Consider the following 24,134-nt stretch of genomic DNA (forward strand, 5'->3'; position numbering starts at 1 on the left):
CTGGAAACCGCGTCGTGATGTTTTTCGCCGCTCAAGCTGTCTCTCGTTGCCGCAGGCGTCCGATCCAGATCGTGAGCCGGCCGCAGTCCGGGTCTTCCACCACATGGTCGACGACGTCAAAACCGTTGCTGTCAAGCAATTGGCGATATTCCGCCGGGGCGAGACTGGCATGGTAGAGCGGCTCACGCTCGAACGTTCCGATGGCTTCTCCAGCCGATGGACCGCTCGTGAACATCAGCGCTGCACCATCGGCGGCGTGCCGAGCAAAGACCGGAAACATCTGGCGCTGTTGCTCGGGAGCCAGATGGAAAAAGCTGTTCCAGGCGAGCAGGCCATGGAATGCCTCGTTCAGTTCCAGAAATCGCATGTCCGAAACACGCCAGGTCGCGCCGGGGAGATGCCTCTTTGCGATGTCGATCATTTCCGGAGCGGCATCGATGCCGGTGACGTCACACCTGGCCTCGAGCAGATAGCGCGCGATTGGCTCGCCGGTGCCGCAACCGATATCGAGCACCCTGGCCCTCGCAGGCAAATGCGCGATGAAACGGTCGAGCCATTTTCGTTCCGTCAGATCTCGTCCGCGCAGGCGCGCCCACGCGGTGGCGTGTCGGCGATACAATCCAATGATGTTGTCCGCATCAGAGTTCATTTTCGTTCCGCCTGACGCAGCCGCTCGCGACACAGGCGGCGGTCGCTCGCGGGCCGTCGTCGCTGTTTTGGGCGACGGGTCAATCGGATTGCCGTCGATCCCCCATGACGCGCCCCACAAGCCATTGATTTTACAGGCCCCGTCTACTGTGCATGGGGTTGTTTTCGCATTTTTGGTGGGAGGGGCTGCTAGCCGGCGCCGAGCGCGACCGCGACATTGTAGGTCACGAAGCTCGCGGCATAGGCCAGCACCAGCATGTAGCTGAAGGTCACGGCCATCCAGGTCCAGCTTCCGGTCTCGCGCCGGATCACGGCGAGCGTCGAGGCGCATTGCGGGGCGAAGATGTACCAGGCCAACATCGATAGCGCGGTGGCGAGCGACCATTTCGTCGCCAGCACCTGGCCGATCTGCTCGGCCGCTTCCTTGCCGCCCTCGATCGCATAGACGGTGCCGAGTGCTGCGACCGCGACCTCGCGCGCCGCCATGCCCGGGATCAGCGCGACCGCGATCTGCCAGTTGAAGCCGACCGGGGCGAGCAGCGGTTCGAGCGCCTTGCCGATGATCGCAGCCAGGCTGAAGTCGATCGCCGGCTCGGTGGCGCCGGCCGGCGGCTGCGGGAAAGAGGCCAAGAACCAGATCAGCACCATCATCGAGAAGATCGTGGTGCCGGCGCGCACCAGGAACATCTTGGCGCGGGTATAGACGCCGATCGCGATCGATTTCAGCCGCGGCATCTTGTAGTCCGGCAGCTCCAGCATGAACGGCGCCGGCGCATAGTCGCGCAGCATGAAGAACTTGATCAGGAACGAGACGGCAAGCGCGCTGGCGATGCCGGTGGCGTAGAGGCCGAACATCACGAGGCCCTGCAGATTGATGAAGCCCCAGACGTCCTTCGCCGGAATGAAGGCGGAGATGATCAGCGTGTAGACCGGAATGCGCGCCGAGCAGGTCATCAGCGGCGCGATCAGGATCGTGGTCAGCCGGTCGCGCTTGTTGTCGATCACGCGCGTCGCCATGATGCCGGGAATGGCGCAGGCAAAGCTCGACAGCAGCGGGATGAAGGCGCGGCCGTGCAGGCCGGCGCCGCCCATGATGCGGTCCATCAGGAACGCGGCGCGCGCCATGTAGCCGAAATCTTCCAGCAGCAGGATGAACAGGAAGATGATGATGATCTGCGGCAGGAACACGATGACGCTGCCGACGCCGGAGATCACGCCGTTCTGGAGGAAGCTCTGCAGCAGGCCGGCGGGCAGGGTGGCGTGAACGAATTCGCCGAGCGTATCGAAGCCCGAATTGAGCAGCTCCATCAGCGGCTGTGCCCAGGCGAACACCGCCTGGAACATCACGAACAGGATCAACGCGAGCACGATGAGGCCGCCGACCGGATGCAGCACGATCCCGTCGATCCGCGCGGTCCAGGTGTCCGGACGGCTCGGCAGGCTGACGCAGTCTGCGATGATGCGATCGGCCTCGCGCTGGGTCGCGCGCAGCTCGGCGACGCTGAGCGCGCGCCAGCTGTTCGCCTCAGCCTCGGCGGCGAGCTTGGCCGAGATCTCGTCGGTCAGCTTCAGGAGGTCGGCGGTGCCGCCCTTGCGCACCGCGATCGAGGTGACCACGGGCAGTCCGAGCTCCTTGGCGAGCCGCTCGACGTCGACGGTGATGCCGCGGCGGGCCGCGATGTCGAACATGTTGAGCACGAGGACCATCGGCCGCCCGGTGCGCTTCAGCTCCAGCAGCAGGCGGATGGTCAGCCGCAGATTGGTCGAATCGGCCACGCACAGCACGAGATCGGGCACGGCTTCGCCTGAGGCCTTGCCGAGCACGAAGTCGCGGGTGATCTCCTCGTCCGGGCTGCGGCCGCGCAGCGAATAGGTGCCGGGCAGGTCGACCAGCGAGACCTGGCGTCCCAGGGGGGTGACGAAGAAGCCTTCCTTGCGCTCGACGGTGACGCCCGGATAGTTCGCGACCTTCTGCCGGCTGCCGGTCAGGGCATTGAACAGCGAGGTCTTGCCGCTGTTCGGCGTGCCCACCAGGGCGAGATGCAGCAGGGGTAATTCCATGGAATCACTGGTCCGGGATCAGAGGTCCGGTCGCTGTCTAGGCGACGATGATGGCCATGGCCTCGCGGCGGCGGACCGCAATCGTGATGCTGTCGACCCGCACGGCGATAGGGTCGCGCCCGACCAGCCCTTCGTGCAGGATCTCGACCCGGGCGCCCTCGACGAAGCCGAGCTCGATCAGACGGCTCTCGAGCTCGATGTCGGAGAGCGCCGAGCCCGCCTCCCGAGCTGAAAGATGCTGGATGACGCCGGTATAGCCGCGATGGGCCAGACCCAGCGGCATATGCGGGCGCGTGTCATTGGTGTCGGTCATGCCCTGTATTTTCAACGCAAGGCATTGAGGTCAAGCGCGCGTGCTCGCTGAAACCGCACCTTAGAGCGATTATAAAGTGCGGGAGGCGGAGCGCCGTCGAAGGCGCCCCGGCGGCTACTGGGCCGGGACTTTGTCCGGCTGGGGAGCCATGGCCCGGCTCTTGAAGTAGTCCAGGACGAACAGGCGGATCGCCGACGACAGATTGCCCTGTTGGCGGTTGTTGTCGATCTCGCCGACCAGCTCGGACAACGTCATGTTGCGCAGGCCGGAGATCTCTTTCATGCCGTTCCAGAACGCCTCTTCCAGGCTGACGCTGGTTTTGTGCCCGGCGACGACGATCGACCGTTTCACGACGGGCGACTTCATGGCTGCTCCTCGCGATCGATCTGATGCTGGTCCAACTGATGCTGGTCCAGGTGCGCCTTCGCCTTGTCCGCGCGCGCCTCCTCCGACGACCGTTCCGCCTTCGTGCGGCCGAACTTCGTCCGATTGGCGTCCGCCTGCTTCGCCGAGGCTTCCCGCTCGGCGCGCTTCCTGAAGCGATTGAGGTTGATGACGTTCCCCATGCCGTGTCTCCATCATCCGATCCTTTCCAGGCAGGATGAAACAATCAGAAACAGGGTGCAGCGCTGCGCCCCAAAAGACTTGATCGCCATTCGCTTGTCCTCGTCAATCGGCCGCTTAGGCCATCAAACGATGAATTTGGCCCCCGTCGAGGGGAGGAAGGGCCTGCGTAGCACGCCGTCCTGCCGGAACATTGACGGTAATCAAATCCCGCCCCCAAAGCCGCACATTTCTGGGGCGCCCAGCGTCCGTATCATTACGGAGGGCTATCGGAATTCGGTGTTTTACCCCGGGCTGGTCATCTTCTCGGGGCGCACCAGGCGGTCGAACTCGTCGGCCGAGACGAAGCCGAGCCGCAGCGCCTCCTCCTTCAACGTGGTGCCGTTGGCATGGGCGGTCTTGGCCACCTTGGCGGCGTTGTCGTAGCCGATCTTCGGGGCGAGCGCCGTCACCAGCATCAGCGAACGCTGCATCAGCTCGCTTATTCGCTGCTCGTCGGCACGGATGCCGCTGACGCAATGCTCGGTGAAGGACCGCGCGGCATCCGCCATCAGGCGGATCGAGTGCAGCATGTTGTAGGCGAGCACGGGCTTGTAGACGTTGAGCTCGAAATGGCCCTGGCTGCCGGCCACCGTGATCGCAGTATGATTGCCGAACACCTGGCAGCACACCATGGTCATCGCCTCGCACTGGGTCGGATTGACCTTGCCCGGCATGATCGAGGAGCCCGGCTCGTTCTCCGGCAGGATGAGCTCGCCCAGCCCTGAGCGCGGGCCTGATCCCAAGAGGCGAATGTCGTTGGCGATCTTGAACAGGCCGGTCGCCACCGAATTGATGGCGCCGTGCACCAGCACATAGGCATCGTTCGAGGCCAGCGCCTCGAATTTGTTGGCAGCGCTGGTGAAGGGAAGCTTCGTGATCGCGGCAACGTGCTTTGCGAACAGTTTGGCAAAGCGCGGCTTGGAGTTGAGGCCGGTGCCGACGGCGGTGCCGCCCTGCGCCAGCGGGTGAAGATCCTTCACGGCCAACTTGAGCCGGGCGATGCCGCTCTCGACCTGCGCCGCATAGCCGGAGAATTCCTGGCCGAGCGTCAATGGCGTCGCATCCTGGGTATGGGTGCGGCCGATCTTCACGATCTTTGAAAACGCCTTCTCCTTCTTGCGCAGCGCGCGGAGCAGCTCGCCGAGGGCCGGTACGAGATCGGCAGTGATGCGGCTGGCGGCCGCGATGTGCATGGCCGTGGGAAAAGAGTCGTTCGACGACTGGCTCATGTTGACGTGGTCGTTGGGATGCACCGGCTTCTTGGCGCCGAGCTCGCCGCCGAGCAGTTCGTTGGCGCGGTTGGCGATCACCTCGTTGAGGTTCATGTTGCTCTGCGTGCCGGAGCCGGTCTGCCACACCACGAGCGGGAAATGGTCATCGAGCTTGCCGTCGATCACCTCGCGCGCGGCGCGGATGATGGCATTGGCGCGTCGCTGGTCGAGCAGGCCGAGCTCGAGGTTGGACTGCGCGGCCGCGAGCTTGACGATGCCGAGCGCGTGCACGAGCGAGATCGGCATGCGATCGGTGCCGATGCGGAAATTCTGGCGCGAGCGTTCGGTCTGCGCGCCCCAATAGCGATCGGCGGGGACCTCGATGGGACCGAAACTGTCGGTCTCGATGCGGGTGGCGGGGCGGGCGGTGTTCGCGCGGGCGGCTTTGGCCATGAGCACATCCATTCTGCCGCGCGAAACGCCGCGCGGCTCTTCATGTGCTTCTCTATATAGGGAGTTCGGCCGCGTGCGACGGGCTCGAGCCCAACCTAGATCATTTCTTGCGGAAACGATCGAGCCGAACCACTTCGGCGCCGCCCTGGTTCGGCGGGGTCGGCTCTTCCGGGGTCTCAGCCTTTTCCGTGGCGACGGGCACAGCTACGGCCGAAGGGGCAGGGGCGGCCGGCAGATTCTCCGGCGCGACCTCGGCGACATCCGAGGTGTCGAATTGCAGGCCGAACTTCACGGACGGATCGAGGAAGCTCTTGATGGCGCTGAACGGCACGATCAGCCGCTCCGGAATGCCGCCGAAGGACAGCCCGACCTCGAAGCGGTCCTCGAGCACGGTCAGATCCCAGAATTGATGCTGCAGGATGATCGTCATTTCTTCCGGATATTGCGCCAGCAGCCGCGACGACAGCTTCACGCCCTCGGCCTTCGACACGAAGGTGATGAAGAAATGATGCTCGCCCGGCAGGCCCTGGGCGGCGGCATCGGTCAGCACCTTCCGCAGCACGCCGCGCAACGCGTCGCGGGCCAGCACATCGTAACGGATATGATCGGTCGCCATGATGGTCCTGTTGCATCCCGAAGCCGGACCGTGCCGATCCGACTCGCCAAGCCGCAATAGTACCGCGCCTGACGGGTCAGCAGGAGTCCCCGCCGAGGAAGAAATCAAGAGTAAAGTGGAGGCTTCTGTTGCCAGGTGCCTCCGAACCCCGCCTAACGGAGCTTAACCCGTTAGGACTTCAGAATGGTCTTTCAAACTGCGTTACGCAGCCTGAGCAACCGGAGCAAAGTTGTCGTTGGCAACTATTGCATAGCCCGATAACGGCGGAACAATACCGGGAAAAAGTTCGCCCTTTACGCCCTCGTCGATCCTATTTCGCCCCCGCCAAAACCCGCCTTTCGGCAGGCTGAAGCCCGAAGACCGGTGGGCTTTGGTGGAGGCGCCGGGTACCGCCCCCGGGTCCGAATGGTTTATTGCGACGACCGTTTATTTCCATAGCCGGCGAACCGGCACCCCCAATATAGGGGGCAAACGTTTCGAAAAACAGGGGTTTCGAGTGCTCAAGGTGCGGTTCCCTTTGGATAGGCTCCGAACCGACGCGGGCCTGACCTTGGCCGCGGTGCGAGCCTCGTTCTAAGCTCCTGACATGTCCTCGGATTCAGCGCCGGCCGTGCAAGAGCCGGATTTCGCCCCCGCTCCACCCGGCCTGCTCGCACTGTTTCTGGCCTTCGCCAGAATGTCGCTGGCCGGTTTCGGTGGAGTTCTGGTGTTCGCCCGGCGGGCCATCGTCGAGCAGCATCGCTGGATGACGGCGGATGAGTTCAACGAGACCTTTGCGCTCTGCCATTTCCTGCCCGGGCCCAACATCGTCAATCTGTCGATGGTGTTCGGGTCGCGGCTGCGCGGCATCGCCGGCGGGGCTGCCGCCTTTGCGGGGCTGTTGCTGCCGCCGACCCTGATCATGACGGTGCTCGCGATCGCCTATGCCCGCTTTGGCGACCTCGACGTCCTGCGCCGCAGCCTCGCCGGCATCTCTTGCGCCGCGGTCGGCCTGTTGATCGCGGTGGTGTTCCGCATGATGACGCCGCTGCTGAAGCGGACGGACCCCCTCGCGCTGATCTTGATGGCCGGCGTATTCCTCGCCATCGGCGTGCTCCGCCTGCCGCTTCCGGCGGTGCTGCTGGTCGCGATTCCCCTCAGCATCGGCGCCACTTTTTTCCTGCGGCGGAAAGTAGCAGCATGAAGCCTGAGAATCCGATCTGGGCACTGATCTCGACCTTTGGACTGATGTCGCTATTCGCGGTCGGCGGCGCCGCGGCGGCGGTGCCCGAGATGCACCGCATCGCGGTCGAGGTGCATCACTGGATGACCGACAAGCAGTTCACCGACGCCTATGCGATCGCGCAGCTCTCGCCAGGTCCAAACGTGCTTATCGTGACGTTAATCGGCTATGCCGTCGCCGGCATCCCCGGCGCATTGGCGGCGACGCTGGCGATGTGTCTGCCGACGGCGCTGCTTGCCTATTATGTCAGCCGGCTCCTGAATCGGCCCAGCCAATCGCGCTGGCCCGGCCTGATTCAGGCTGCACTGGTTCCGCTCTCGATCGGATTGATGGGGGCGAGTGCCCTGATCCTGGCCCAGTCGACCGATCGCACAATTGCTGCAGTGCTTCTGACCGCGACGGTTGCAGTCATCGCCACCGTCTCGCGCGTCAATCCACTCTGGCTCCTGCTCGCCGGGGGAGTGTTGGGTTTTGCTGGCATTGTGTGATGAAAATCGCTAGGCAGTGGAGCGGGCGAGGGGAACAACTTCCAAGCCGATTAGAACAACAGTGCTCGTGACTTAAGGGTCGCGGAGGAGACATGCATGGCCGATACGATGGGCCAGTCGGCGACAGCCACCCGAAACACATCGATGGCGCTCGGCTTCTGTCTGCTGGCAATTGCGCCGCAGATTTTCGAATTCATCTGGTCGATAGGGACGATTTTCGGTTGGGGCGCGGGCCGCGGCCCGGCCACGGTCGTGATCAACCACGCCACCGCGTTGCTTGGCGGTGCGCCCGGTGCGTTGATCGGAGCGGCCAGCGGTGACACCAAGAAGGCATCATCCGATGTGCTGCTGGCGCTGATCTACTCCTATCCGATCTTTGCGGTGGCGATCCTCACCCTGTTCATGACCATCCGGTCGGCGCAGGACTATGTCGGCGGTGTCATTCTGATGGCGTTGGGGCTGTTCGCGCTGTGGGCTTCGAGCGATCTGCAGGGCATGCGCGGCTTTTCCTTTGGTGCCGGCACCGCACCGCGGATGTTCGGCGGGTTGCTGGTAGCCTTGTCCGCCGCCATTGCCCTGACCGGTCTTTTGACCGATGGGCCGGGGATGTCCCATTATTCATGGCGCGGGCCGCTGTTCGTAATGGCCTCGATCCTGTTCTTCGCGCTGGCGATCCGACCGCTCGGCGTCGTGGTGTCAGCCTTCGTCAGCTTCATGATTGCGGCGACAGGATCGCATGAGACGCGCTGGGTGGAGGCGGCCATCGTCGGCGCCTGCCTGACGCTCGGTTGTGCCGTGCTTTTCCCATATGTGCTCGGGCTGCCGATGCCGATGTTCCCGCGTTTTCTGGTCCAGTGAGGGCGTAATGGATCTCTTTGCCAACCTCGCTCACGGCTTCGCCGTCGCGTTCTCCCCGATCAACCTCCTGATGTGCTTGATCGGGGCCCTCGTCGGTACGCTGGTCGGTGTTCTCCCGGGCATCGGCACCATTGCCACGGTTGCAATGCTGCTGCCGATCACCTTTGGTTTGCCTCCGGTCGGCGCGCTGATCATGCTCGCCGGCATCTATTACGGCGCCCAGTATGGCGGCTCGACCACGTCGATCCTGGTCAACATACCAGGTGAGGCGACATCGGTCGTCACCGCTATCGACGGTCACCAGATGGCCAAGCAGGGCCGCGCCGGCCCGGCGCTGGCGATTGCGGCGATCGGCTCGTTCTTCGCCGGCTGCGTTGCGACCGTGCTCATTGCCGTGCTCGGCGCGCCGCTCACCAAGCTGGCGCTGGCGTTCGGTCCGGCCGAATATTTCTCGCTGATGGTGCTCGGCCTGATCTTTGCGGTGGTGCTGGCCAAGGGCTCGGTGCTGAAGGCGATCGCGATGATCGTGTTCGGCCTGCTGCTCTCGATGGTCGGCTCGGACATCGAGACCGGCGCGTCGCGCATGGCCTTCAACATTCCGGAACTCGCCGACGGTCTCGGCTTTGCTACGGTCGCGATGGGCGTGTTCGGTTTTGCGGAGATCATCCGCAACCTCGATGCCGGCGCCGAGATGAATCGCGACCTCGTGCAGCAGAAGATCACCGGCCTGATGCCGACTAGGAAGGACCTGAAGGACTCGGCGCCCGCGATCCTGCGCGGCACCGCGCTCGGCTCGATCCTCGGCATTCTGCCGGGCGGCGGCGCGGTGATCGCGTCGTTTGCGGCCTACACGCTCGAGAAGAAGCTCGCCAAGGACCCGTCGCGGTTCGGTCGCGGCGCGATCGAGGGCGTGGCGGGGCCGGAAAGCGCCAACAATGCGGCGGCGCAGACGTCTTTCATTCCGCTGTTGACGCTCGGCATCCCGCCGAACGCGGTGATGGCGCTGATGGTCGGTGCGATGACCATTCACGGCATCGTGCCGGGCCCGCAGGTGATGCAGAAGCAGCCCGACCTCGTCTGGGGCATGATCGCCTCGATGTGGATCGGCAATCTGATGCTGATCATCATCAATCTCCCGCTGGTCGGAATCTGGGTCCGGCTGCTCCGCGTGCCGTACCGGCTGATGTTCCCCTCGATCGTGATCTTCTGCGCGATCGGCATCTACTCGGTGAACAACGCGCCGGTCGACGTCATTCTTGCCGGCGTGTTCGGTCTCGTCGGCTACTGGCTGATCAAGCATGATTTCGAGCCGGCGCCGCTGCTGCTCGGCATGGTGCTCGGACCGCTGATGGAAGAGAACCTGCGCCGCGCGCTGCTGATCTCGCGCGGCGACTGGAGTGTGTTCCTGACGCGTCCGCTGTCGGCGGTGCTGCTCGCGATCGCAGCGGGCCTGCTGCTGCTGACGGTGTTGCCGGCGCTGCGGTCGAAGCGTGACGAGGTGTTCACCGAATCCGAGAACTGAGGGCGCCTGCGTCGGCGCGCCGCATGCGGAAGTCGGATCGACTTGTGTTACGGCTTCATGAAATGAAAATGCCGGCCGTTGGGCCGGCATTTTGTTTGGTATCCAATTGTTTGTGTCCAAGGGACCGATACGGGGATCGACATGACCTTCATTCGCGCGCTCACGGGCGCCTGTGCCGCAGCGCTTGCGTCGCTATCCGCTTTCGTTGCACCGGCGGAGGCGCAGACCTATCCGACCCGCAGCATCACCATGATCGTGCCGTTCGCGGCCGGCGGACCGACCGACGTGATCTCGCGCATCGTCACCGGGCATATGGCGCAGACGCTGGGCCAGAGCATCATCATCGAGAACGTGGTCGGCGCCGGCGGCACCACCGCCACCACGCGCGCCGCGCGCGCGGCCAATGACGGCTACACGCTGATCACCGGGCATATGGGCACGCATGCCGCATCGGTGCCTCTCTATCCCAAGCTCGCCTATCATCCCGAGAAGGACTTCGAGCCGATCGCGCTGCTCGCAGGCACCCCGATCCTGATCCTCGCGCGCAAGGACTTTCCGCCGAAGGATTTGAAGGAGTTCGTGGCCTATGTGAAGGCCAACGCCGAGAAGGTGAACGCTGCCCATGCCGGAATCGGCTCGGTCTCGCACGTCTCCTGCGAGCTCCTGCACTCGATCCTCGACATCAAGCCGGTCGGCGTGCCTTTCAACGGCACGGGGCCTGCGATGAACGCGCTGGTGGCGGGGCAGGTCGATTACATGTGCGACCAGATCGTCAACGCCGTGCCGCAGATCAATGCCGGCACCATCAAGGCCTATGCGATCGCAACGCCGGAGCGCAATCCGTCGCTGCCTAACGTGCCGACCACGGCGGAAGCGGGGCTGCCGAAATTCCAGGCCCAGGCCTGGAACGCGATGTTTGCGCCGAAGGGAACTTCGCCGGCGATCCTGGCCAGCCTGAACGCTGCAGCCAGCAAGGCGCTCGACGACGAGACCGTGAAGAAGCGCCTGCTCGAGCTCGGCAGCGTCATCCCGGGCCCTGCCGAGCGGACGCCGGAGGCCCTGGCGGCCCTCGTCAAGAACGAGATCGCGAAGTGGACCCCGGTGCTCAAGCCGGCAACTTAGCCAGCACTTTCAAGTCGATAGGTAAGGGACGGGACGCAAGTTCCGCCCCTTGTCGTTTGCGGCGGGATGCTCATTTTTCCGGGTATAATCGGTACAGGCAGCGAATCGCTGCTGTCGTATCGCAAGAGGCGCCGTTAAGTTCGCCGCCTCCCCAAAGGCCCAGTCGCACATGCACCAGTATCAGGACCTGCTCGAGCGGATTCTTTCAGACGGCGCCGAGAAGACCGATCGGACCGGTACCGGCACGCTCTCGGTGTTCGGCCATCAGATGCGCTTCAATCTGTCGGCCGGCTTCCCGATGCTGACGACCAAGCGGCTGCCGCTGAAGGCGATCATCCACGAGCTGTTGTGGTTTCTGAAGGGCGACACCAACATCAAATATCTGCGCGACAATGGCGTCACCATCTGGGACGAGTGGGCCGACGCCAATGGCGACCTTGGCCCGGTCTACGGGCATCAGTGGCGCTCCTGGCCAACGCCTGAAGGCGGCAGCATCGACCAGATCGCCAAGGTCATCGACATGATCAAGCGCACCCCGGATTCGCGCCGGCTGATCGTCACCGCGTGGAATCCGGCCGATGTCGACAAGATGGCGCTGCCGCCCTGCCATCTGCTGTTCCAGTTCTATGTCGCCAACGGCAAGCTGTCGTGCCAGCTCTATCAGCGTTCGGCCGACGTCTTCCTCGGCGTTCCCTTCAACATCGCCTCCTACGCGCTGCTGACCATGATGGTGGCCCAGGTCACCGGCCTGAAGCCCGGCGACTTCGTGCATTCGTTCGGCGACACGCACCTTTATTCCAACCATCTGGAGCAGGCGCGACTTCAACTGACACGTGCCCCGCGTCCGCTGCCGGTGATGCGGATCAATCCCGAGGTGAAGGACATCTTCTCCTTCCGCTATGAGGATTTCGAACTCGTCGGCTACGATCCGCATCCGCATATCAAGGCGGAAGTCGCGGTCTAGGCCGATGTCGCTCAACATCCGACGTGTGCGCCCGGGCGAAGCCGGGCTCGTTCTTGCTTTCATCCGCGAGCTCGCCGACTACGAAAAGCTCTCGCACGAGGTGGAGGCGACCGAGGCCGACATCGCTGACGCACTGTTCGGCGAGCGACCGCAACTCTATTGCGCGATCGCCGAGTGGAACGGCGAGCCGGTCGGCTTCGCGGTGTGGTTTGCGAATTTCTCCACCTTCAGCGGCCGCCATGGCATCTATCTCGAAGATCTCCACGTGCGGCCGTCGCATCGGGGCAGGGGCCTCGGCAAGGCGCTGCTGGTCTATCTCGCCAAGGAATGCGTCGACAACGGCTGGTCCCGCCTGCAATGGGCGGTGCTCGACTGGAACGCGCCGTCGATCGCGTTCTACAAGTCGCTTGGCGCGGTCATGATGGACGACTGGACGCTGTGCCGCGTCACCGGGCCGGCGCTGACGCGGCTTGCCGGGAGTGCGCCTTGATGGAGATTGTCTTCGTCGTCGCGATCGCGGAGAACGGCGTCATCGGCGCCGGCAATGCGATGCCGTGGCGATTGAAATCCGACATGGCGCGCTTCAAGGCGCTGACCATCGGCAAGCCCGTGATCATGGGCCGCAAGACCTTCGAATCCCTGCCTCGCCGGCCGCTGCCGGGCCGCACCAACATCGTGATTACGCGTGATGCGGATTATCGCGCCAATGGCGCCATCGTCACGACATCGGCCGCGGATGCGGGCGCGGTTGCGCGCGGCGACGCCCTGCGGCGTTCGGTCACTGAGATCGCGGTGATCGGCGGCGCCGAAATCTTTCGGCAATGGCTCGATCGCGCCGATCGCCTCGAAATCACCGAAGTCCATGCGCGGCCCGACGGCGACACGCATTTCGACATCAACAAGGCGGAATGGGATGAGGTCGCACGCGTCCGCCATCCTGCCGGAGGCGAGGACAGCGCCGAATACTCCTATGTGACATATCGTCGGCGGCGCGGCCATTAACCGCTTTCTTCAATGTTTACATTGACTTTTTCGTGCCCGAGCATAGCTCGGAAGACGGTCACCGCTGCGTTGTAAGGGACTTGCCTGTCCCCTATAAAGCGGACCGGACAATGCGGGCGGGGGCAATTCCACCCTGCCGAGGAGAGCGTCGAATGCCGTGGAAGAATCAGGGCGGTGGCCCATGGGGCTCGGGTCCGAAGGGACCATGGGGCTCAGGCCCGCAACCGGTCGGGCCGAGGCCGCCGGATCTGGAAGACCTTCTGCGGCGCGGCCAGGACCGCCTCCAGCAGATCATGCCGGGAGGCTATTTCTCCGGCATCGGCATCACGCTGGTGGTGCTGCTGATCGCCGCGTTCTGGTTGTTGTCGGGCTTCTTCCGCGTGCAGTCCGAAGAGCTTGGCGTCGTGCTGCGCTTCGGCAAGCACGTCCGCACCGTGCAGCCAGGCCTGAACTATCATCTGCCCTATCCGATCGAGACCGTGCTGCTGCCGAAGGCGCTGCGCGTCAACACCATCTCGATCGGCATGACGCTGATCGACGACCCGGCGCGTCGCGGCCGTTCCATTCGGGACGTGCCCGAAGAGAGTCTGATGCTGACCGGTGACGAGAACATCGTGGATGTCGATTTCACCGTGCTCTGGCGCATCAAGCCGGACGGCGTCGGCGACTTCCTCTTCAACATCCAGAATCCCGAGGGCACCGTGAAGGCGGTCGCCGAGAGCTCGATGCGCGAGGTGATCGGCCGCTCGCAGATCCAGCCGATCCTGACCGGTGCGCGCAACGTCACCGAACAGGGCGTGCAGGAGCTGATCCAGAAGACTTTGGACAGCTACGGTGCCGGTATTCAGATCAGCCAGGTGCAGATGCAGAAGGTCGACCCGCCGGCGCAGGTGATCGACGCCTTCCGCGACGTCCAGGCCGCGCGCGCCAATCTCGAGCAGTTGCAGAACGAGGCGCAGACTTATGCCAACCAGGTGGTACCGCAGGCGCGCGGTCGCTCGGCGCAGATTCTGCAGGCCGCCGAAGGCTACAAGGAGCAGGCGGTCGCCGAGGCCAAGGGCCAGAGCGCTCGCTTCCTGAAGGTTTACGAGGAATACAAGAAGGCGCCCGACGTGACGCGTGAACGAATCTATCTGGAGACGATGGAGCGCGTTCTCGGCGGCTCGGAGAAGCTCATCTATGACGGCGGCCAGTCCGGCCAGGGCGTCGTGCCCTATCTGCCGCTCAGTGAGCTGACGGCCAAGCGGCCGCCTACCACCGGTCAGCCCTCGAGCGGAGGCAGCCGATGAGGTCCCCGGTTACAGGTATCGTCACGCTGCTCGCCCTCCTGCTCGTCGTGATCGTCGGCTACATGTCGCTGTTCACGGTGCAGCAGACCGAGCAGACCATCGTGCTGCAATTCGGCCGGCCCGTCGACGTCGTCACCGCTCCCGGCCTGCATTTCAAGGCGCCGTGGAACTCGGTGATCAACATCGACAAGCGGATCCTCGATCTCGAGAACCCGTCGCAGGAAGCGATCGCTTCCGACCAGAAGCGGCTCGTTGTCGACGCTTTCGCACGCTACCGCATCAAGGACGCGCTGCGCTTCTATCAGAGCATCGGCTCGATCCAGGCCGCCAACATCCAGCTCACCACGCTCCTGAACGCGGCGCTACGCCGCGTGCTCGGCGAGGTCACCTTCATCAACGTGGTGCGCGACGACCGCGAGAAGCTGATGCAGCGCATCCGCGACCAGCTCGACCGCGAGGCCGACGGCTACGGCATCCAGGTCGTCGACGTCCGGATCCGCCGCGCCGACCTGCCGGAGCAGAACAGCCAGGCAGTCTACCAGCGCATGAAGACCGAGCGTGAGCGCGAAGCCGCCGAGTTCCGCGCCCAGGGCGGACAGAAGGCCCAGGAGATCAAGTCCAAGGCCGATCGTGAGGCAACCGTCATCGTTGCCGAGGCGAATTCGCAGGCCGAGCAGACCCGGGGTGCGGGCGATGCCGAGCGCAACCGGCTGTTCGCCGAAGCTTACAGCAAGGATGCCGACTTCTTCGCCTTCTACCGGTCGATGACGGCTTACGAGAACGGGCTGCGCTCGAACGACACCCGCTTCCTGCTGCGGCCGGACTCGGATTTCTTCCGGTACTTCAGTAACCCGTCCGGCAAGATGGCGACCGAGACGCCGGCGAAGCCGTAAGCTAGACACAGGGCGGCGCATATCGCCGCCCTTCGTCCAGACAAGAACGACATACCGGGAGGTTCCGATCCGATGAGGTCCATTGCGTTCACCGATTTCCTCATCGGTTTGGGCATCCTGTTCGTGCTGGAAGGCTTGATGTTCGCGGCCAGTCCCAACTGGATGCGCAAGGCCATGAAGAGCGCCATCGCCACGCCCGACAACATCCTGCGCGCGGTCGGGATCGGTTCGGCCGTCGCCGGCTTGGTCCTGATCTGGGTGATGCGCCGCCCCATTTAGGCGTCTCGCCAACGCCAAAGTGAAGGCGAAGGACCGGTTTTCGCCGTATTATAGGGGTCCTGAGGCCCGCTAAGCTCCGCGCTTGCGCCGTTTCCCCGTCAAGCGCAGTCTGGCGCCGAATCCCTCTCTCTGGAGATCACAATGACCGCTGCCGCTCTTGCTCCGTCCCGCTCGCGACTTGGTGTGCGAATTGGGCTGGCCGCGTTCGCCGTCGCTGCTTTCAGCGCGCTCGGCACGCCGGCCCATGCGCGCGGACCGGAGGGCATCGCCGACGTCGCCGAGAAGGTGATCGACGCGGTCGTCAACATCTCGACCTCGCAGACCGTCGAGGCCAAGGGCGGCGGCGGCAACGCCATGCCGCAATTGCCGCCCGGCTCGCCCTTCGAGGAGTTCTTCGACGACTTCTTCAAGAACCGCAAGGGTCCGGGCGGCGGCAAGGGCGGTGAAAACAGCCCGGCGCCGCGCAAGACCAACTCGCTCGGAAGCGGCTTCATCATCGACACGTCAGGCGTCGTCGTCACCAACAATCACGTCATCGCCGACGCCGACGAGATCAACGTCATCCTCAACGACGGCACCAAGATCAAGGCCGAACTGGTCGGCGTCGACAAGAAGACCGATCTTGCGGTGCTGAAGTTCAAACCGACCAAGCCGCTGATCGCGGTGAAGTTCGGCGATAGCGACAAGCTGCGTCTCGGCGACTGGGTGGTCGCGATCGGCAACCCGTTCAGCCTGGGCGGCACGGTGACGGCCGGCATCGTCTCGGCCAAGAACCGCGACATCTCCTCGGGTCCCTATGACAGCTACATCCAGACCGACGCCTCCATCAACCGCGGCAATTCCGGTGGTCCGCTGTTCAACCTCGATGGCGACGTCATCGGCGTCAACACGCTGATCATCTCGCCCTCGGGCGGCTCGATCGGTATCGGTTTTGCCGTGCCGTCGAAGACGGTCGCAGGCGTCGTCGACCAGCTCCGTCAGTTCGGCGAGCTGCGCCGCGGCTGGCTGGGAGTGCGGATCCAGGGCGTTACCGACGAGATCGCCGAGAGCCTCAGCATCAAGCCGGCGCGCGGTGCGCTGGTTGCGGGCGTCGACGACAAGGGTCCCGCCAAGCCGGCCGGCATCGAGCCGGGCGACGTCGTCGTCAAGTTCGACGGCAAGGACGTCAAGGATCCGAAGGACCTGTCCCGCGTCGTCGCCGATACGGCGGTCGGCAAGGAGGTCGACGTCGTCGTCATCCGCAAGGGCAAGGAAGAAACCAAGAAGGTCACGCTCGGCCGTCTCCAGGATCCCGACAAGGTGCAGGCCGCGGTGAAGACCGACGAGCCCGCGCCCGAGAAGCCGGTGACGCAGAAGGCGCTGGGCCTCGACCTTGCGGCGCTGAACAAGGATCTGCGCACCCGCTACAAGATCAAGGACAGCGTCAAGGGCGTGGTCGTCACCAATGTCGACGCCAATTCCGACGCCGCCGAAAAGCGCCTCTCCGCCGGCGACGTCATCGTCGAGGTCGCGCAGGAGGCTGTCTCCAGCGGCGCCGACATCCAGAAGCGGGTCGATCAGCTCAAGAAGGACGGCAAGAAGTCGGTGCTGCTGCTGGTCTCGAATGCCGACGGCGAGCTGCGCTTCGTGGCGCTGAGCGTGCAGTAGTTTCGGGCGCGGTCCCGTAGGGTGGGGAAAGCGAAAGCGTGCCCACCGTCTTTCCACCGCCGCAGCAAGAATGGTGGGCACGGCGCAAGGGCGCCTTTGCCCACCCTACGGCTGCGGAGCGCGGCGAGAGAGGCTACCCCTCCACGAACTCGTCCCGCCGATACCCCTGCGCATAAAGCAGCGCTGTGAGGTCGCCGTAATCGATCCGCGCGGCTGCCGCGGCCGCCACGGTCGGCTTGGCGTGATAGGCAACGCCAAGTCCCGCCGCCTGGATCATCGCCAGATCATTGGCGCCATCGCCGACCACGACCGAGTCGATGTCGTCGAGATCGAACGATTCCATCAAATCCACCAGCGTCGCGAGCTTGGCCGCGCGGCCTAAAATCGGCTCCTTCACCTCGCCGGTGAACTTGCCGTCGCGCACGACGAGCTCGTTGGCGCGGTTCTCCTGGAAACCGATCCTCGCGGCGATCGCGGTCGTGAACAGCGTGAAGCCGCCGGAAACGAGGCAGGTATACGCGCCGTGCTTGCGCATGGTTGCGACCAGTTCGCGGCCGCCAGGGGTCAGCGTGATGCGCTTGGCCAGGACTTCGTCGACCACGCCGGCGGGCAGGTCCTTCAGCAGCGCCACGCGTTCGCGCAGCGCCGGCTCGAACTCGATCTCGCCGCGCATGGCGCGTTCGGTGATGCCTGCCACGTGGGCCTTCATCCCGACGAGGTCAGCGAGCTCGTCGATGCATTCCTGGCCGATCATGGTGGAATCCATGTCGGCGAGAAAAAGCTTCTTGCGCCTGAAGCCGACAGGCTGCACCACGATGTCGACGGGGAGGTCGCCGCGAAGCTCGCGGAGCCGCTGCTCGATGGCGTGACGGTCGCCTTCGAGGTTACTATCGGCGCCGAAGGGAATGTCGACTGCAACCCCGTCGAACAGCCAATGCGCGGGTGCTGCCTGGGGCAGCACGGCGCGGGCGCCATCAACGATGGTCGAGTCGAGCGCGGGGTTGTCGGGGTTGCAGATCAGCGTGGCGACGAGGGACATTTGAGGTTTTCGTGAGCGAGGAACAGGTCGCCAGAAGGCAGGTTGGCGAGGCCGTGCTTATCGCAGGCCCGACCGCCAGCGGCAAGTCGGCGCTGGCGCTGGAGCTCGCGCTCGGCACGGGCGGCGTCGTCATCAATGCCGACTCCATGCAGGTGTATCGTGACCTCCGCGTCATCACGGCGCGTCCCACACAAAGCGAGGAGGCCCGCGCTCCGCACCGTCTCTACGGCCATGTCGATGCGGCCGTGAACTTCTCGGCGGGCGCCTGGGTGGTTGACGCGGCGAAGGCGCTCGACGAGGCGAAAGCGGAAGGCCGTCTGCCGATCTTCATCGGCGGCACCGGGCTGTATTTCAAGGCGCTGACAGCGGGCCTCTCCGTGGTGCCGCCAATTCCTGCCGAGGTGCGCGAGGACGTGCGCGCGCGGCTGGAACGCAACGGCGCGGAGGCGCTGCATGCGGAACTGGCGCGTTGCGACCCCAGTGCGGCCGAGCGATTGAACCTGCGTGACCGCACCCGGATCGCGCGCGCGCTCGAAGTGGTCGAGGCGACCGGCCGTTCGCTGCTCGATTGGCACAGGGAAGGCCAGCCGCCGCTGCTGCCGAAGCACAGTTTTCGGGCGGTGTTTCTCGCGCCCGAGCGGGACGAGCTCTATGCCCGCATCGATGCCCGGTTCGACGCGATGCTGGACGCCGGCGCGCTGAGGGAGGTCGAGCGGCTCGCCGCCCGACATCTCGATCCACTGCTGCCGGCGATGAAGGCTCACGGCGTGCCGGCCCTGATCCGGCATCTGCGCGGCGAGCTCAGCCTGGAGGACGCCGCAGCAATCGGCCGCGCCGATACCCGCCACTATGCCAAGCGGCAATTCACTTGGTTCCGGCATCAATTGCCGGAGTTCGAATGGGTGAAGCCCGAGGAGGCACGGGGATGGCTCGCCGCCATTGTGAGTGCGGCACGAAACCCCGACTGACGCGCTTTTGTACCGGGGTTCCCGAATTTACCTCTCGCCGAACCCCGGGAACACCGCTACACTGGCAAAATCGCGCGAAAACGGCCGCTTCGCCTTGACATCCGGGCTTTGGCCGCTATGTTTCGCGCAACCTTTGGGAAGCCGATCGTCAGTCATGCGCAACATTATTACCAAACTCCTTATCGCCGTCGTACCCAGGCACACCGCCGGGGGTGGCTAGCTGCCATCCACATGACAGGCGGTGTGCATGGGCCCTCTTCGGGGCCTTTTTTATTTCCCGAGCCAGACACGAACGAAGCCGCTGACAACAGCGCATCCGGAGCAAGCCAATGAGCGACAAAAGCCACGATCCGAACCAGATGACCGGCGCCGCGATGATCGTCCGCGCGCTCATCGATCACGGCGTGACCGACATTTTCGGCTATCCCGGCGGCGCGGTGCTTCCGATCTATGACGAGATCTTCCAGCAGAGCGAAGTCCAGCACATCCTGGTCCGCCACGAGCAGGGCGCGGGCCATGCGGCCGAAGGCTATGCGCGCTCCACCGGCAAGCCCGGCGTTGCCCTGGTGACGTCAGGCCCCGGCGCCACCAACATGGTGACGCCGCTCACCGACGCGCTGATGGACTCGATCCCGCTGGTCTGCATCTCGGGCCAGGTGCCGACGCATCTGATCGGCAACGACGCGTTCCAGGAATGCGACACGGTCGGCATCACGCGTCCCTGCACCAAGCACAATTGGCTGGTGCGCGACGTCAACGATCTCGCCAAGGTGCTGCACGAGGCGTTCTACGTCGCGACCACGGGCCGTCCGGGCCCGGTGCTGGTCGACGTCCCCAAGGACGTGCAGTTCGCAACCGGCACCTATCATCCGCCGCGCAAGTCCGACGTGCATCGTTCCTACGCGCCGCGCGTGAAGGGCGATGCGACGCAGATCCGCAAGGCCGTGGCGCTGCTGGCCAATGCCAAGCGCCCCGTGATCTACAGCGGCGGCGGCGTCATCAATTCCGGCCCCGAAGCGACCAAGCTGTTGCGCGAACTGGTCGAGGTCACCGGATTCCCGATCACTTCGACGCTCATGGGTCTCGGCGCCTATCCGGCGTCGGGAAAGAACTGGCTCGGCATGCTCGGCATGCACGGCACTTACGAAGCCAACATGTCGATGCATGATTGCGACGTCATGCTGTGCGTCGGCGCGCGCTTCGACGACCGCATCACCGGACGGGTCGACGCGTTCTCGCCGGGCTCGAAGAAGATCCACATCGACATCGACCCGTCCTCGATCAATAAGAACATCCGCGTCGACGTGCCGATCATCGGCGATTGCGGCAACATCCTCGGCGACATCCTCCAGGTGTTCAAGGCGGAGGCGAAGAAGCCCGACATCAAGGCGTGGTGGCAGCAGATCGCGCAGTGGCGCGCGCGCAACTCGCTCTATTACAGGAAGAGCAACGACGTCATCCTGCCGCAGCACGCGATCCAGAGCCTGTTCGAGGCGACGCGCGGCAGGGACACCTACATCACCACCGAGGTCGGCCAGCACCAGATGTGGGCGGCGCAGTTCTACGGCTTCGAGGAGCCGCATCGCTGGATGACGTCGGGCGGTCTCGGCACCATGGGCTACGGCCTGCCGGCCGCGGTTGGCGTGCAGGTGGCCCATCCCGACAGCCTGGTTATCGACATCGCCGGCGATGCCTCGGTGCAGATGACGATGCAGGAGATGTCGACGGCGGTTCAGTACGAACTGCCGATCAAGATCTTCATCCTCAACAACCAGTACATGGGCATGGTGCGGCAGTGGCAGCAGCTGCTGCACGGCAACCGGCTGTCGCATTCCTACTCGGAGGCGATGCCGGACTTCGTCAAGCTCGCGGAAGCCTATGGCGGCGTCGGCTTCCAGGTGCACAAGCCTGGCGATCTCGACGGTGCCATCCAGGAGATGATCTCGGTCAAGCGCCCGGTGCTGTTCGACTGCCGCGTCGCGTCGCTGGAAAACTGCTTCCCGATGATCCCGTCCGGCAAGGCGCACAACGAGATGCTGTTGCCGGAGCAGGCCAACGACGAGGCCACCGCCAAGGCGTTTGCCGGCGGCAAGGCGCTGGTGTGACGAGAGACATTTGGAAGGGACGACCATGAACCAGCCTGCATCCGCCTACTTCATCGAAGAGCGCCACGATCCCAACGAGACGCACACGCTTGCCGTGCTCGTGCAGAACGAGCCCGGGGTGCTCGCGCGCGTCATCGGCCTGTTCTCGGGCCGCGGCTACAACATCGAGAGCCTCACGGTCTCGGAGACCGAGGCCCAGAAGCACCTGTCGCGCATCACCATCGTCACCACCGGTACGCCGATGGTGATCGCGCAGATCAAGAACCAGCTCGACCGCATGATCCCGGTCTACCAGGTCGTCGACATGACCCAGACCCGGCGCTCGATCGAGCGCGAGCTCGCGATGGTGAAGGTGCGCGGGCAGGGCGAGCATCGGGTCGAGGCGCTCAGGCTCGCGGATGCCTTCCGCGCCCGCGTGATCGACGCCACCACCGAGAGCTTTGTGTTCGAGATCACAGGCAATACGGACAAGATCAATCAATATATCGACCTGATGCGTCCGCTCGGCCTCGTCGAGGTGTCGCGCACCGGCGTTGCCGCGATCGGCCGCGGGCCTGAAGGAATGTGACCCATGCTGGCGCGCGACTGGTACTACAACGAGCGGAACCGGATGGGGATCGAGCCCGCTGTGGCCTCGATCTACGACGCCCATGACGATGCCGATCTGCGGGCGCGCGCCGCGCTGAAAATGTTGGGAGTCCAGCGCGGCTGGCGCATCGCCGACATCGGCTGCGGCAACGGTGTGCTGGCGACCGAAGCGGCGCTGATGGGTGCCGAGGTCGATGCCATCGACATATCGCCGGCAATGCTGGCGCTCGCCGAGATCTACGCGCGCGACCGCAAGGCAAAGGTGGCAACCCAGTCAGCCGGCCTGCTCAGCTTCGCCTACCGGGCGGAATCCTACGACTTGATCGTCAGCGAGTTCACGCTGCACCATCTGCCGGATTTCTGGAAGGCGGTGGCGATGTCGCGGATTTTCCGCGCGCTCAAGCCCGGAGCGACGTTCTATCTGCGCGACCTCGTCTACGCCGCGATGCCCGACGCCATCGAGCGCGACGTCGAGCAATGGGCCGACTTCCAGATCAAGAACCATGATTTTCCGCGCGAGAGCTTCGTCACGCACATGCGCGACGAATATTCCACCTTCGGCTGGGTGATGGAGCGGATGCTGACCGACATCGGCTTCACGCTCGTCTCGGCCGATTACCACGCACCGATGCACGGCACGTATCTGCTGCGCAAACCAAGAGCCGGCGAGCAAGGCTAGACGACAACAACAGGGCTGCACGATAGGGCAGAGCCGAGAACAACAATGAAGCCGGCCGATATCCTCATCGCCATCCTGGTGGCGATCATCTGGGGGCTTGCCTTCGTGGCGAGCCGGATCGCGCTCGACGAGCTTTCGCCGGAGCTGATGACCGCGTTGCGCTTTTCCATCGCCGCGTTGCCGTGCCTGTTCATCCCCAAGCCCAAGGTCGCATGGTCGCGTCTGATCGCGATCAGCTTCACGTTGTTCCTCGGTCAATTCCTCAGCCAGGCCTACGGCATCGCCCATGGCGTGCCGGTGGGGTTGACCAGCGTCGTGGTGCAGAGCCAGGCGCTGTTCACCATCGGATTTGCCGCGATCGCTTTCGGCGAACGGCCGACGCCGGTCCAGACGCTCGGCATCGGCATCGCTGCGATCGGCCTGCTCATGATCTGCGGCACGGTCGGTTATGATTTCAGTGTCGCTGCATTTGCGGTGCTGATGATCGCTCCGATCTGCTTTGCCGTCGGCAATCTCCTGCTGCGCGGCGCCCGCGGCGCGCCGATGTTCGATCTGTTTGCCTGGCTCTGCCTCACCGCCGCAGTGCCGCTGTTTGCGCTCGCGCTGGTCGTCAACGGGCCAATGCCGACGTTCCAGTCGCTGATCCACCTGTCGCTGACCGGCTTGATCTGCCTGTTGGTGATCGGCGCCATCTCCACCAGCATCGCCTATTGGCTGTGGGGCCGGCTGCTGCGCGATTACCCGGCAGCGCAAGTGGTGCCGTTCGCGTTGCTGGTGCCGTTCGTCGGCTCGGCCGCCTCCAGCATCGTGTTCGGCGAGCGGTTCGGAGCCTTGCGGCTGGCCGGCATGCTGACGGTGATCGGCGGTATCGCGGTGATGGTGCTGGTGAAGCGCCCGCAGATCCTGCCGAAGGCGGCGTGAGGTGGCGATGACCTATTCGCTCTTCTATGCCTTCCTCGTCTTCATGGTCGTGATGTACTTCACGCCCGGGCCGAACAACATCATGCTGCTGTCCTCCAGCCTGACTTACGGCTTCCGGCGCACCATCCCCCACATCGTCGGCATCGTCCTCGGCTTCGCCTTCATGGTCGCCGCCGTCGGCCTCGGGCTCGGCTCGATATTCCTGACCTATCCGATCCTCCAGACCATCCTGAAATACGCCGGTGCCGCCTACCTGATCTATCTTGCCGCGGCGATCGCCATGTCCGGCCCGGCCAGGCCGGGGGAGGGAGATGGCCGCGGCCCGATGACCTTCTGGGGCGCGGCGATGTTCCAATGGATCAATGCCAAGGGCTGGGTGATCGTGATCGGCACCATCACCGCCTATGCGGCGATCGCCCAATTCCCGCTCAACATCGCGATCCAGACCCTGATCAGCCTGCTCGTCGGCACCGTCTCGACCGTGGTCTGGGCCCTGTTCGGCTCGGCGTTACGGCCGGTCCTGACCTCGGAGCGGCTGGTCCGCGCCTTCAATATCCTGATGGCGATCCTGCTGCTGGCCTCTCTCTACCCCGTTTTCATGGATGCATGATGTCGCGGATTTCCATGCAGAAACGGGTTT

At 64.4% G+C, this 24,134-nt stretch carries 26 protein-coding genes and 1 other RNA gene; 18 read left to right on the plus strand and 9 right to left on the minus strand.

Translation table 11 applies throughout. From position 1 onward, the window contains the following. Positions 1 to 31: 31 nt before the first annotated feature. The 8 genes from C7G42_RS09950 to ssrA all read right to left on the minus strand — a co-directional run bounded on the left by C7G42_RS09950 (position 32) and on the right by ssrA (position 6,398). Positions 32 to 649: a class I SAM-dependent methyltransferase gene (locus tag C7G42_RS09950; RefSeq protein ID WP_106948723.1), complete on the minus strand. Its 618-nt coding sequence runs from the start codon at positions 647 to 649 to the stop codon at positions 32 to 34. 188 nt (positions 650 to 837) lie between these two features. Next, positions 838 to 2,709, minus strand: coding sequence for a ferrous iron transporter B (gene feoB, locus C7G42_RS09955; RefSeq protein WP_106948724.1), 1,872 nt, complete (start codon positions 2,707 to 2,709; stop codon positions 838 to 840). A gap of 37 nt (positions 2,710 to 2,746) precedes the next feature. Beyond that, entirely contained in the window at positions 2,747 to 3,022 is a 276-nt protein-coding gene (locus C7G42_RS09960) for a FeoA family protein (RefSeq protein ID WP_106948725.1), read from the minus strand. 114 nt (positions 3,023 to 3,136) lie between these two features. After that, entirely contained in the window at positions 3,137 to 3,388 is a 252-nt protein-coding gene (locus C7G42_RS09965; RefSeq protein WP_063202285.1) for a ribbon-helix-helix domain-containing protein, read from the minus strand. After that, positions 3,385 to 3,588 carry a DUF4169 family protein gene (locus C7G42_RS09970; RefSeq protein ID WP_106948726.1) on the minus strand — a complete coding sequence of 68 codons (204 nt, stop codon included), beginning with the start codon at positions 3,586 to 3,588 and terminating at the stop codon, positions 3,385 to 3,387. The genes C7G42_RS09965 and C7G42_RS09970 overlap by 4 nt, the downstream gene beginning before the upstream one ends. Positions 3,589 to 3,870: 282 nt before the next feature. Next, positions 3,871 to 5,304, minus strand: coding sequence for a class II fumarate hydratase (fumC, locus tag C7G42_RS09975; protein WP_106948727.1), 1,434 nt, complete (start codon positions 5,302 to 5,304; stop codon positions 3,871 to 3,873). Between the two features lie 88 nt (positions 5,305 to 5,392). Then, positions 5,393 to 5,908: an SspB family protein gene (locus tag C7G42_RS09980; protein WP_106948728.1), complete on the minus strand. Its 516-nt coding sequence runs from the start codon at positions 5,906 to 5,908 to the stop codon at positions 5,393 to 5,395. A gap of 114 nt (positions 5,909 to 6,022) precedes the next feature. Further along, positions 6,023 to 6,398: a transfer-messenger RNA gene (gene ssrA, locus C7G42_RS09985) on the minus strand. Positions 6,399 to 6,494: 96 nt separating this feature from the next. On the opposite strand from ssrA, the gene C7G42_RS09990 reads away from it, so the two are divergent. From C7G42_RS09990 to C7G42_RS10045, 12 genes are all read left to right on the plus strand, one after another. Then, positions 6,495 to 7,091 carry a chromate transporter gene (locus tag C7G42_RS09990; protein WP_106948729.1) on the plus strand — a complete coding sequence of 199 codons (597 nt, stop codon included), beginning with the start codon at positions 6,495 to 6,497 and terminating at the stop codon, positions 7,089 to 7,091. Further along, entirely contained in the window at positions 7,088 to 7,618 is a 531-nt protein-coding gene (locus C7G42_RS09995) for a chromate transporter (protein WP_106948730.1), read from the plus strand. Before C7G42_RS09990 ends, C7G42_RS09995 begins: the two co-directional genes overlap by 4 nt. 96 nt (positions 7,619 to 7,714) lie before the next feature. Beyond that, on the plus strand, positions 7,715 to 8,476 hold the full coding sequence (locus C7G42_RS10000) for a tripartite tricarboxylate transporter TctB family protein (protein WP_106948731.1): 762 nt from the start codon (positions 7,715 to 7,717) through the stop codon (positions 8,474 to 8,476). A gap of 7 nt (positions 8,477 to 8,483) precedes the next feature. Next, a complete protein-coding gene (locus tag C7G42_RS10005) occupies positions 8,484 to 9,998 on the plus strand; it encodes a tripartite tricarboxylate transporter permease (protein WP_106948732.1) in 1,515 nt (504 codons plus the stop codon). A 141-nt stretch (positions 9,999 to 10,139) separates the two neighbouring features. Continuing rightward, positions 10,140 to 11,120 (plus strand): tripartite tricarboxylate transporter substrate binding protein BugD, encoded by a 981-nt coding sequence (locus C7G42_RS10010; protein ID WP_106948733.1) that lies wholly within the window; start codon positions 10,140 to 10,142, stop codon positions 11,118 to 11,120. Between the two features lie 169 nt (positions 11,121 to 11,289). Next, entirely contained in the window at positions 11,290 to 12,084 is a 795-nt protein-coding gene (locus tag C7G42_RS10015) for a thymidylate synthase (RefSeq protein WP_106948734.1), read from the plus strand. Between the two features lie 4 nt (positions 12,085 to 12,088). After that, the gene (locus C7G42_RS10020) at positions 12,089 to 12,574 is read left to right on the plus strand and encodes a GNAT family N-acetyltransferase (protein ID WP_106948735.1); all 486 of its coding nucleotides are present in this window, start codon (positions 12,089 to 12,091) and stop codon (positions 12,572 to 12,574) included. Continuing rightward, positions 12,574 to 13,086: a dihydrofolate reductase gene (locus C7G42_RS10025; protein WP_106948736.1), complete on the plus strand. Its 513-nt coding sequence runs from the start codon at positions 12,574 to 12,576 to the stop codon at positions 13,084 to 13,086. Before C7G42_RS10020 ends, C7G42_RS10025 begins: the two co-directional genes overlap by 1 nt. Positions 13,087 to 13,238: 152 nt before the next feature. Beyond that, the gene (hflK, locus tag C7G42_RS10030; protein WP_106948737.1) at positions 13,239 to 14,375 is read left to right on the plus strand and encodes an FtsH protease activity modulator HflK; all 1,137 of its coding nucleotides are present in this window, start codon (positions 13,239 to 13,241) and stop codon (positions 14,373 to 14,375) included. Further along, a complete protein-coding gene (gene hflC, locus C7G42_RS10035) occupies positions 14,372 to 15,268 on the plus strand; it encodes a protease modulator HflC (RefSeq protein ID WP_106948738.1) in 897 nt (298 codons plus the stop codon). The genes hflK and hflC overlap by 4 nt, the downstream gene beginning before the upstream one ends. 72 nt (positions 15,269 to 15,340) lie before the next feature. Next, positions 15,341 to 15,547 carry a DUF2065 domain-containing protein gene (locus C7G42_RS10040; protein ID WP_094893965.1) on the plus strand — a complete coding sequence of 69 codons (207 nt, stop codon included), beginning with the start codon at positions 15,341 to 15,343 and terminating at the stop codon, positions 15,545 to 15,547. A 141-nt stretch (positions 15,548 to 15,688) separates the two neighbouring features. After that, positions 15,689 to 17,194 carry a Do family serine endopeptidase gene (locus tag C7G42_RS10045; protein ID WP_106948739.1) on the plus strand — a complete coding sequence of 502 codons (1,506 nt, stop codon included), beginning with the start codon at positions 15,689 to 15,691 and terminating at the stop codon, positions 17,192 to 17,194. A 133-nt stretch (positions 17,195 to 17,327) separates the two neighbouring features. Here the strand turns inward: C7G42_RS10045 and serB are convergent, their stop codons facing one another. Next, positions 17,328 to 18,233, minus strand: coding sequence for a phosphoserine phosphatase SerB (gene serB, locus C7G42_RS10050; protein WP_106948740.1), 906 nt, complete (start codon positions 18,231 to 18,233; stop codon positions 17,328 to 17,330). Positions 18,234 to 18,244: 11 nt separating this feature from the next. Here serB and miaA point away from each other — a divergent pair, with 11 nt between their 5' ends. From miaA to C7G42_RS10080, 6 genes are all read left to right on the plus strand, one after another. Next, entirely contained in the window at positions 18,245 to 19,201 is a 957-nt protein-coding gene (gene miaA, locus C7G42_RS10055; RefSeq protein ID WP_106948741.1) for a tRNA (adenosine(37)-N6)-dimethylallyltransferase MiaA, read from the plus strand. Positions 19,202 to 19,530: 329 nt separating this feature from the next. After that, on the plus strand, positions 19,531 to 21,306 hold the full coding sequence (locus C7G42_RS10060; protein ID WP_106948742.1) for an acetolactate synthase 3 large subunit: 1,776 nt from the start codon (positions 19,531 to 19,533) through the stop codon (positions 21,304 to 21,306). Between the two features lie 25 nt (positions 21,307 to 21,331). After that, positions 21,332 to 21,874: an acetolactate synthase small subunit gene (gene ilvN, locus C7G42_RS10065; protein ID WP_028145447.1), complete on the plus strand. Its 543-nt coding sequence runs from the start codon at positions 21,332 to 21,334 to the stop codon at positions 21,872 to 21,874. Between the two features lie 3 nt (positions 21,875 to 21,877). After that, the gene (locus tag C7G42_RS10070) at positions 21,878 to 22,573 is read left to right on the plus strand and encodes a class I SAM-dependent methyltransferase (RefSeq protein ID WP_106948743.1); all 696 of its coding nucleotides are present in this window, start codon (positions 21,878 to 21,880) and stop codon (positions 22,571 to 22,573) included. A gap of 45 nt (positions 22,574 to 22,618) precedes the next feature. Continuing rightward, on the plus strand, positions 22,619 to 23,494 hold the full coding sequence (locus C7G42_RS10075) for an EamA family transporter (protein WP_106948744.1): 876 nt from the start codon (positions 22,619 to 22,621) through the stop codon (positions 23,492 to 23,494). A 7-nt stretch (positions 23,495 to 23,501) separates the two neighbouring features. Beyond that, the gene (locus C7G42_RS10080) at positions 23,502 to 24,104 is read left to right on the plus strand and encodes a LysE family translocator (protein ID WP_199580754.1); all 603 of its coding nucleotides are present in this window, start codon (positions 23,502 to 23,504) and stop codon (positions 24,102 to 24,104) included. The last annotated feature ends 30 nt before the right edge of the window (positions 24,105 to 24,134 follow it).

The sequence above is a fragment of the Bradyrhizobium sp. MOS003 genome (genome assembly GCF_003020125.1).
GTDB lineage: Bacteria > Pseudomonadota > Alphaproteobacteria > Rhizobiales > Xanthobacteraceae > Bradyrhizobium.

What these genes read in the sequence shown, in the direction of transcription:
- hflK (WP_106948737.1), top strand. Translation starts at nt 13,239, where the DNA reads ATGCCGTGGAAGAATCAGGGCGGTGGCCCATGGGGCTCGGGTCCGAAG.
- C7G42_RS10010 (WP_106948733.1), top strand. Translation starts at nt 10,140, where the DNA reads ATGACCTTCATTCGCGCGCTCACGGGCGCCTGTGCCGCAGCGCTTGCG.
- C7G42_RS10080 (WP_199580754.1), top strand. Translation starts at nt 23,502, where the DNA reads ATGACCTATTCGCTCTTCTATGCCTTCCTCGTCTTCATGGTCGTGATG.
- C7G42_RS09950 (WP_106948723.1), bottom strand. Translation starts at nt 649, where the DNA reads ATGAACTCTGATGCGGACAACATCATTGGATTGTATCGCCGACACGCC.
- ilvN (WP_028145447.1), top strand. Translation starts at nt 21,332, where the DNA reads ATGAACCAGCCTGCATCCGCCTACTTCATCGAAGAGCGCCACGATCCC.
- C7G42_RS10075 (WP_106948744.1), top strand. Translation starts at nt 22,619, where the DNA reads ATGAAGCCGGCCGATATCCTCATCGCCATCCTGGTGGCGATCATCTGG.
- C7G42_RS09970 (WP_106948726.1), bottom strand. Translation starts at nt 3,588, where the DNA reads ATGGGGAACGTCATCAACCTCAATCGCTTCAGGAAGCGCGCCGAGCGG.
- C7G42_RS09965 (WP_063202285.1), bottom strand. Translation starts at nt 3,388, where the DNA reads ATGAAGTCGCCCGTCGTGAAACGGTCGATCGTCGTCGCCGGGCACAAA.
- C7G42_RS10070 (WP_106948743.1), top strand. Translation starts at nt 21,878, where the DNA reads ATGCTGGCGCGCGACTGGTACTACAACGAGCGGAACCGGATGGGGATC.
- feoB (WP_106948724.1), bottom strand. Translation starts at nt 2,709, where the DNA reads ATGGAATTACCCCTGCTGCATCTCGCCCTGGTGGGCACGCCGAACAGC.
- C7G42_RS09960 (WP_106948725.1), bottom strand. Translation starts at nt 3,022, where the DNA reads ATGACCGACACCAATGACACGCGCCCGCATATGCCGCTGGGTCTGGCC.
- C7G42_RS10040 (WP_094893965.1), top strand. Translation starts at nt 15,341, where the DNA reads ATGAGGTCCATTGCGTTCACCGATTTCCTCATCGGTTTGGGCATCCTG.
- C7G42_RS09980 (WP_106948728.1), bottom strand. Translation starts at nt 5,908, where the DNA reads ATGGCGACCGATCATATCCGTTACGATGTGCTGGCCCGCGACGCGTTG.
- C7G42_RS10005 (WP_106948732.1), top strand. Translation starts at nt 8,484, where the DNA reads ATGGATCTCTTTGCCAACCTCGCTCACGGCTTCGCCGTCGCGTTCTCC.
- C7G42_RS10025 (WP_106948736.1), top strand. Translation starts at nt 12,574, where the DNA reads ATGGAGATTGTCTTCGTCGTCGCGATCGCGGAGAACGGCGTCATCGGC.
- hflC (WP_106948738.1), top strand. Translation starts at nt 14,372, where the DNA reads ATGAGGTCCCCGGTTACAGGTATCGTCACGCTGCTCGCCCTCCTGCTC.
- C7G42_RS09990 (WP_106948729.1), top strand. Translation starts at nt 6,495, where the DNA reads ATGTCCTCGGATTCAGCGCCGGCCGTGCAAGAGCCGGATTTCGCCCCC.
- fumC (WP_106948727.1), bottom strand. Translation starts at nt 5,304, where the DNA reads ATGGATGTGCTCATGGCCAAAGCCGCCCGCGCGAACACCGCCCGCCCC.
- C7G42_RS10015 (WP_106948734.1), top strand. Translation starts at nt 11,290, where the DNA reads ATGCACCAGTATCAGGACCTGCTCGAGCGGATTCTTTCAGACGGCGCC.
- C7G42_RS10045 (WP_106948739.1), top strand. Translation starts at nt 15,689, where the DNA reads ATGACCGCTGCCGCTCTTGCTCCGTCCCGCTCGCGACTTGGTGTGCGA.
- C7G42_RS10060 (WP_106948742.1), top strand. Translation starts at nt 19,531, where the DNA reads ATGAGCGACAAAAGCCACGATCCGAACCAGATGACCGGCGCCGCGATG.
- C7G42_RS10000 (WP_106948731.1), top strand. Translation starts at nt 7,715, where the DNA reads ATGGCCGATACGATGGGCCAGTCGGCGACAGCCACCCGAAACACATCG.
- C7G42_RS09995 (WP_106948730.1), top strand. Translation starts at nt 7,088, where the DNA reads ATGAAGCCTGAGAATCCGATCTGGGCACTGATCTCGACCTTTGGACTG.
- serB (WP_106948740.1), bottom strand. Translation starts at nt 18,233, where the DNA reads ATGTCCCTCGTCGCCACGCTGATCTGCAACCCCGACAACCCCGCGCTC.
- C7G42_RS10020 (WP_106948735.1), top strand. Translation starts at nt 12,089, where the DNA reads ATGTCGCTCAACATCCGACGTGTGCGCCCGGGCGAAGCCGGGCTCGTT.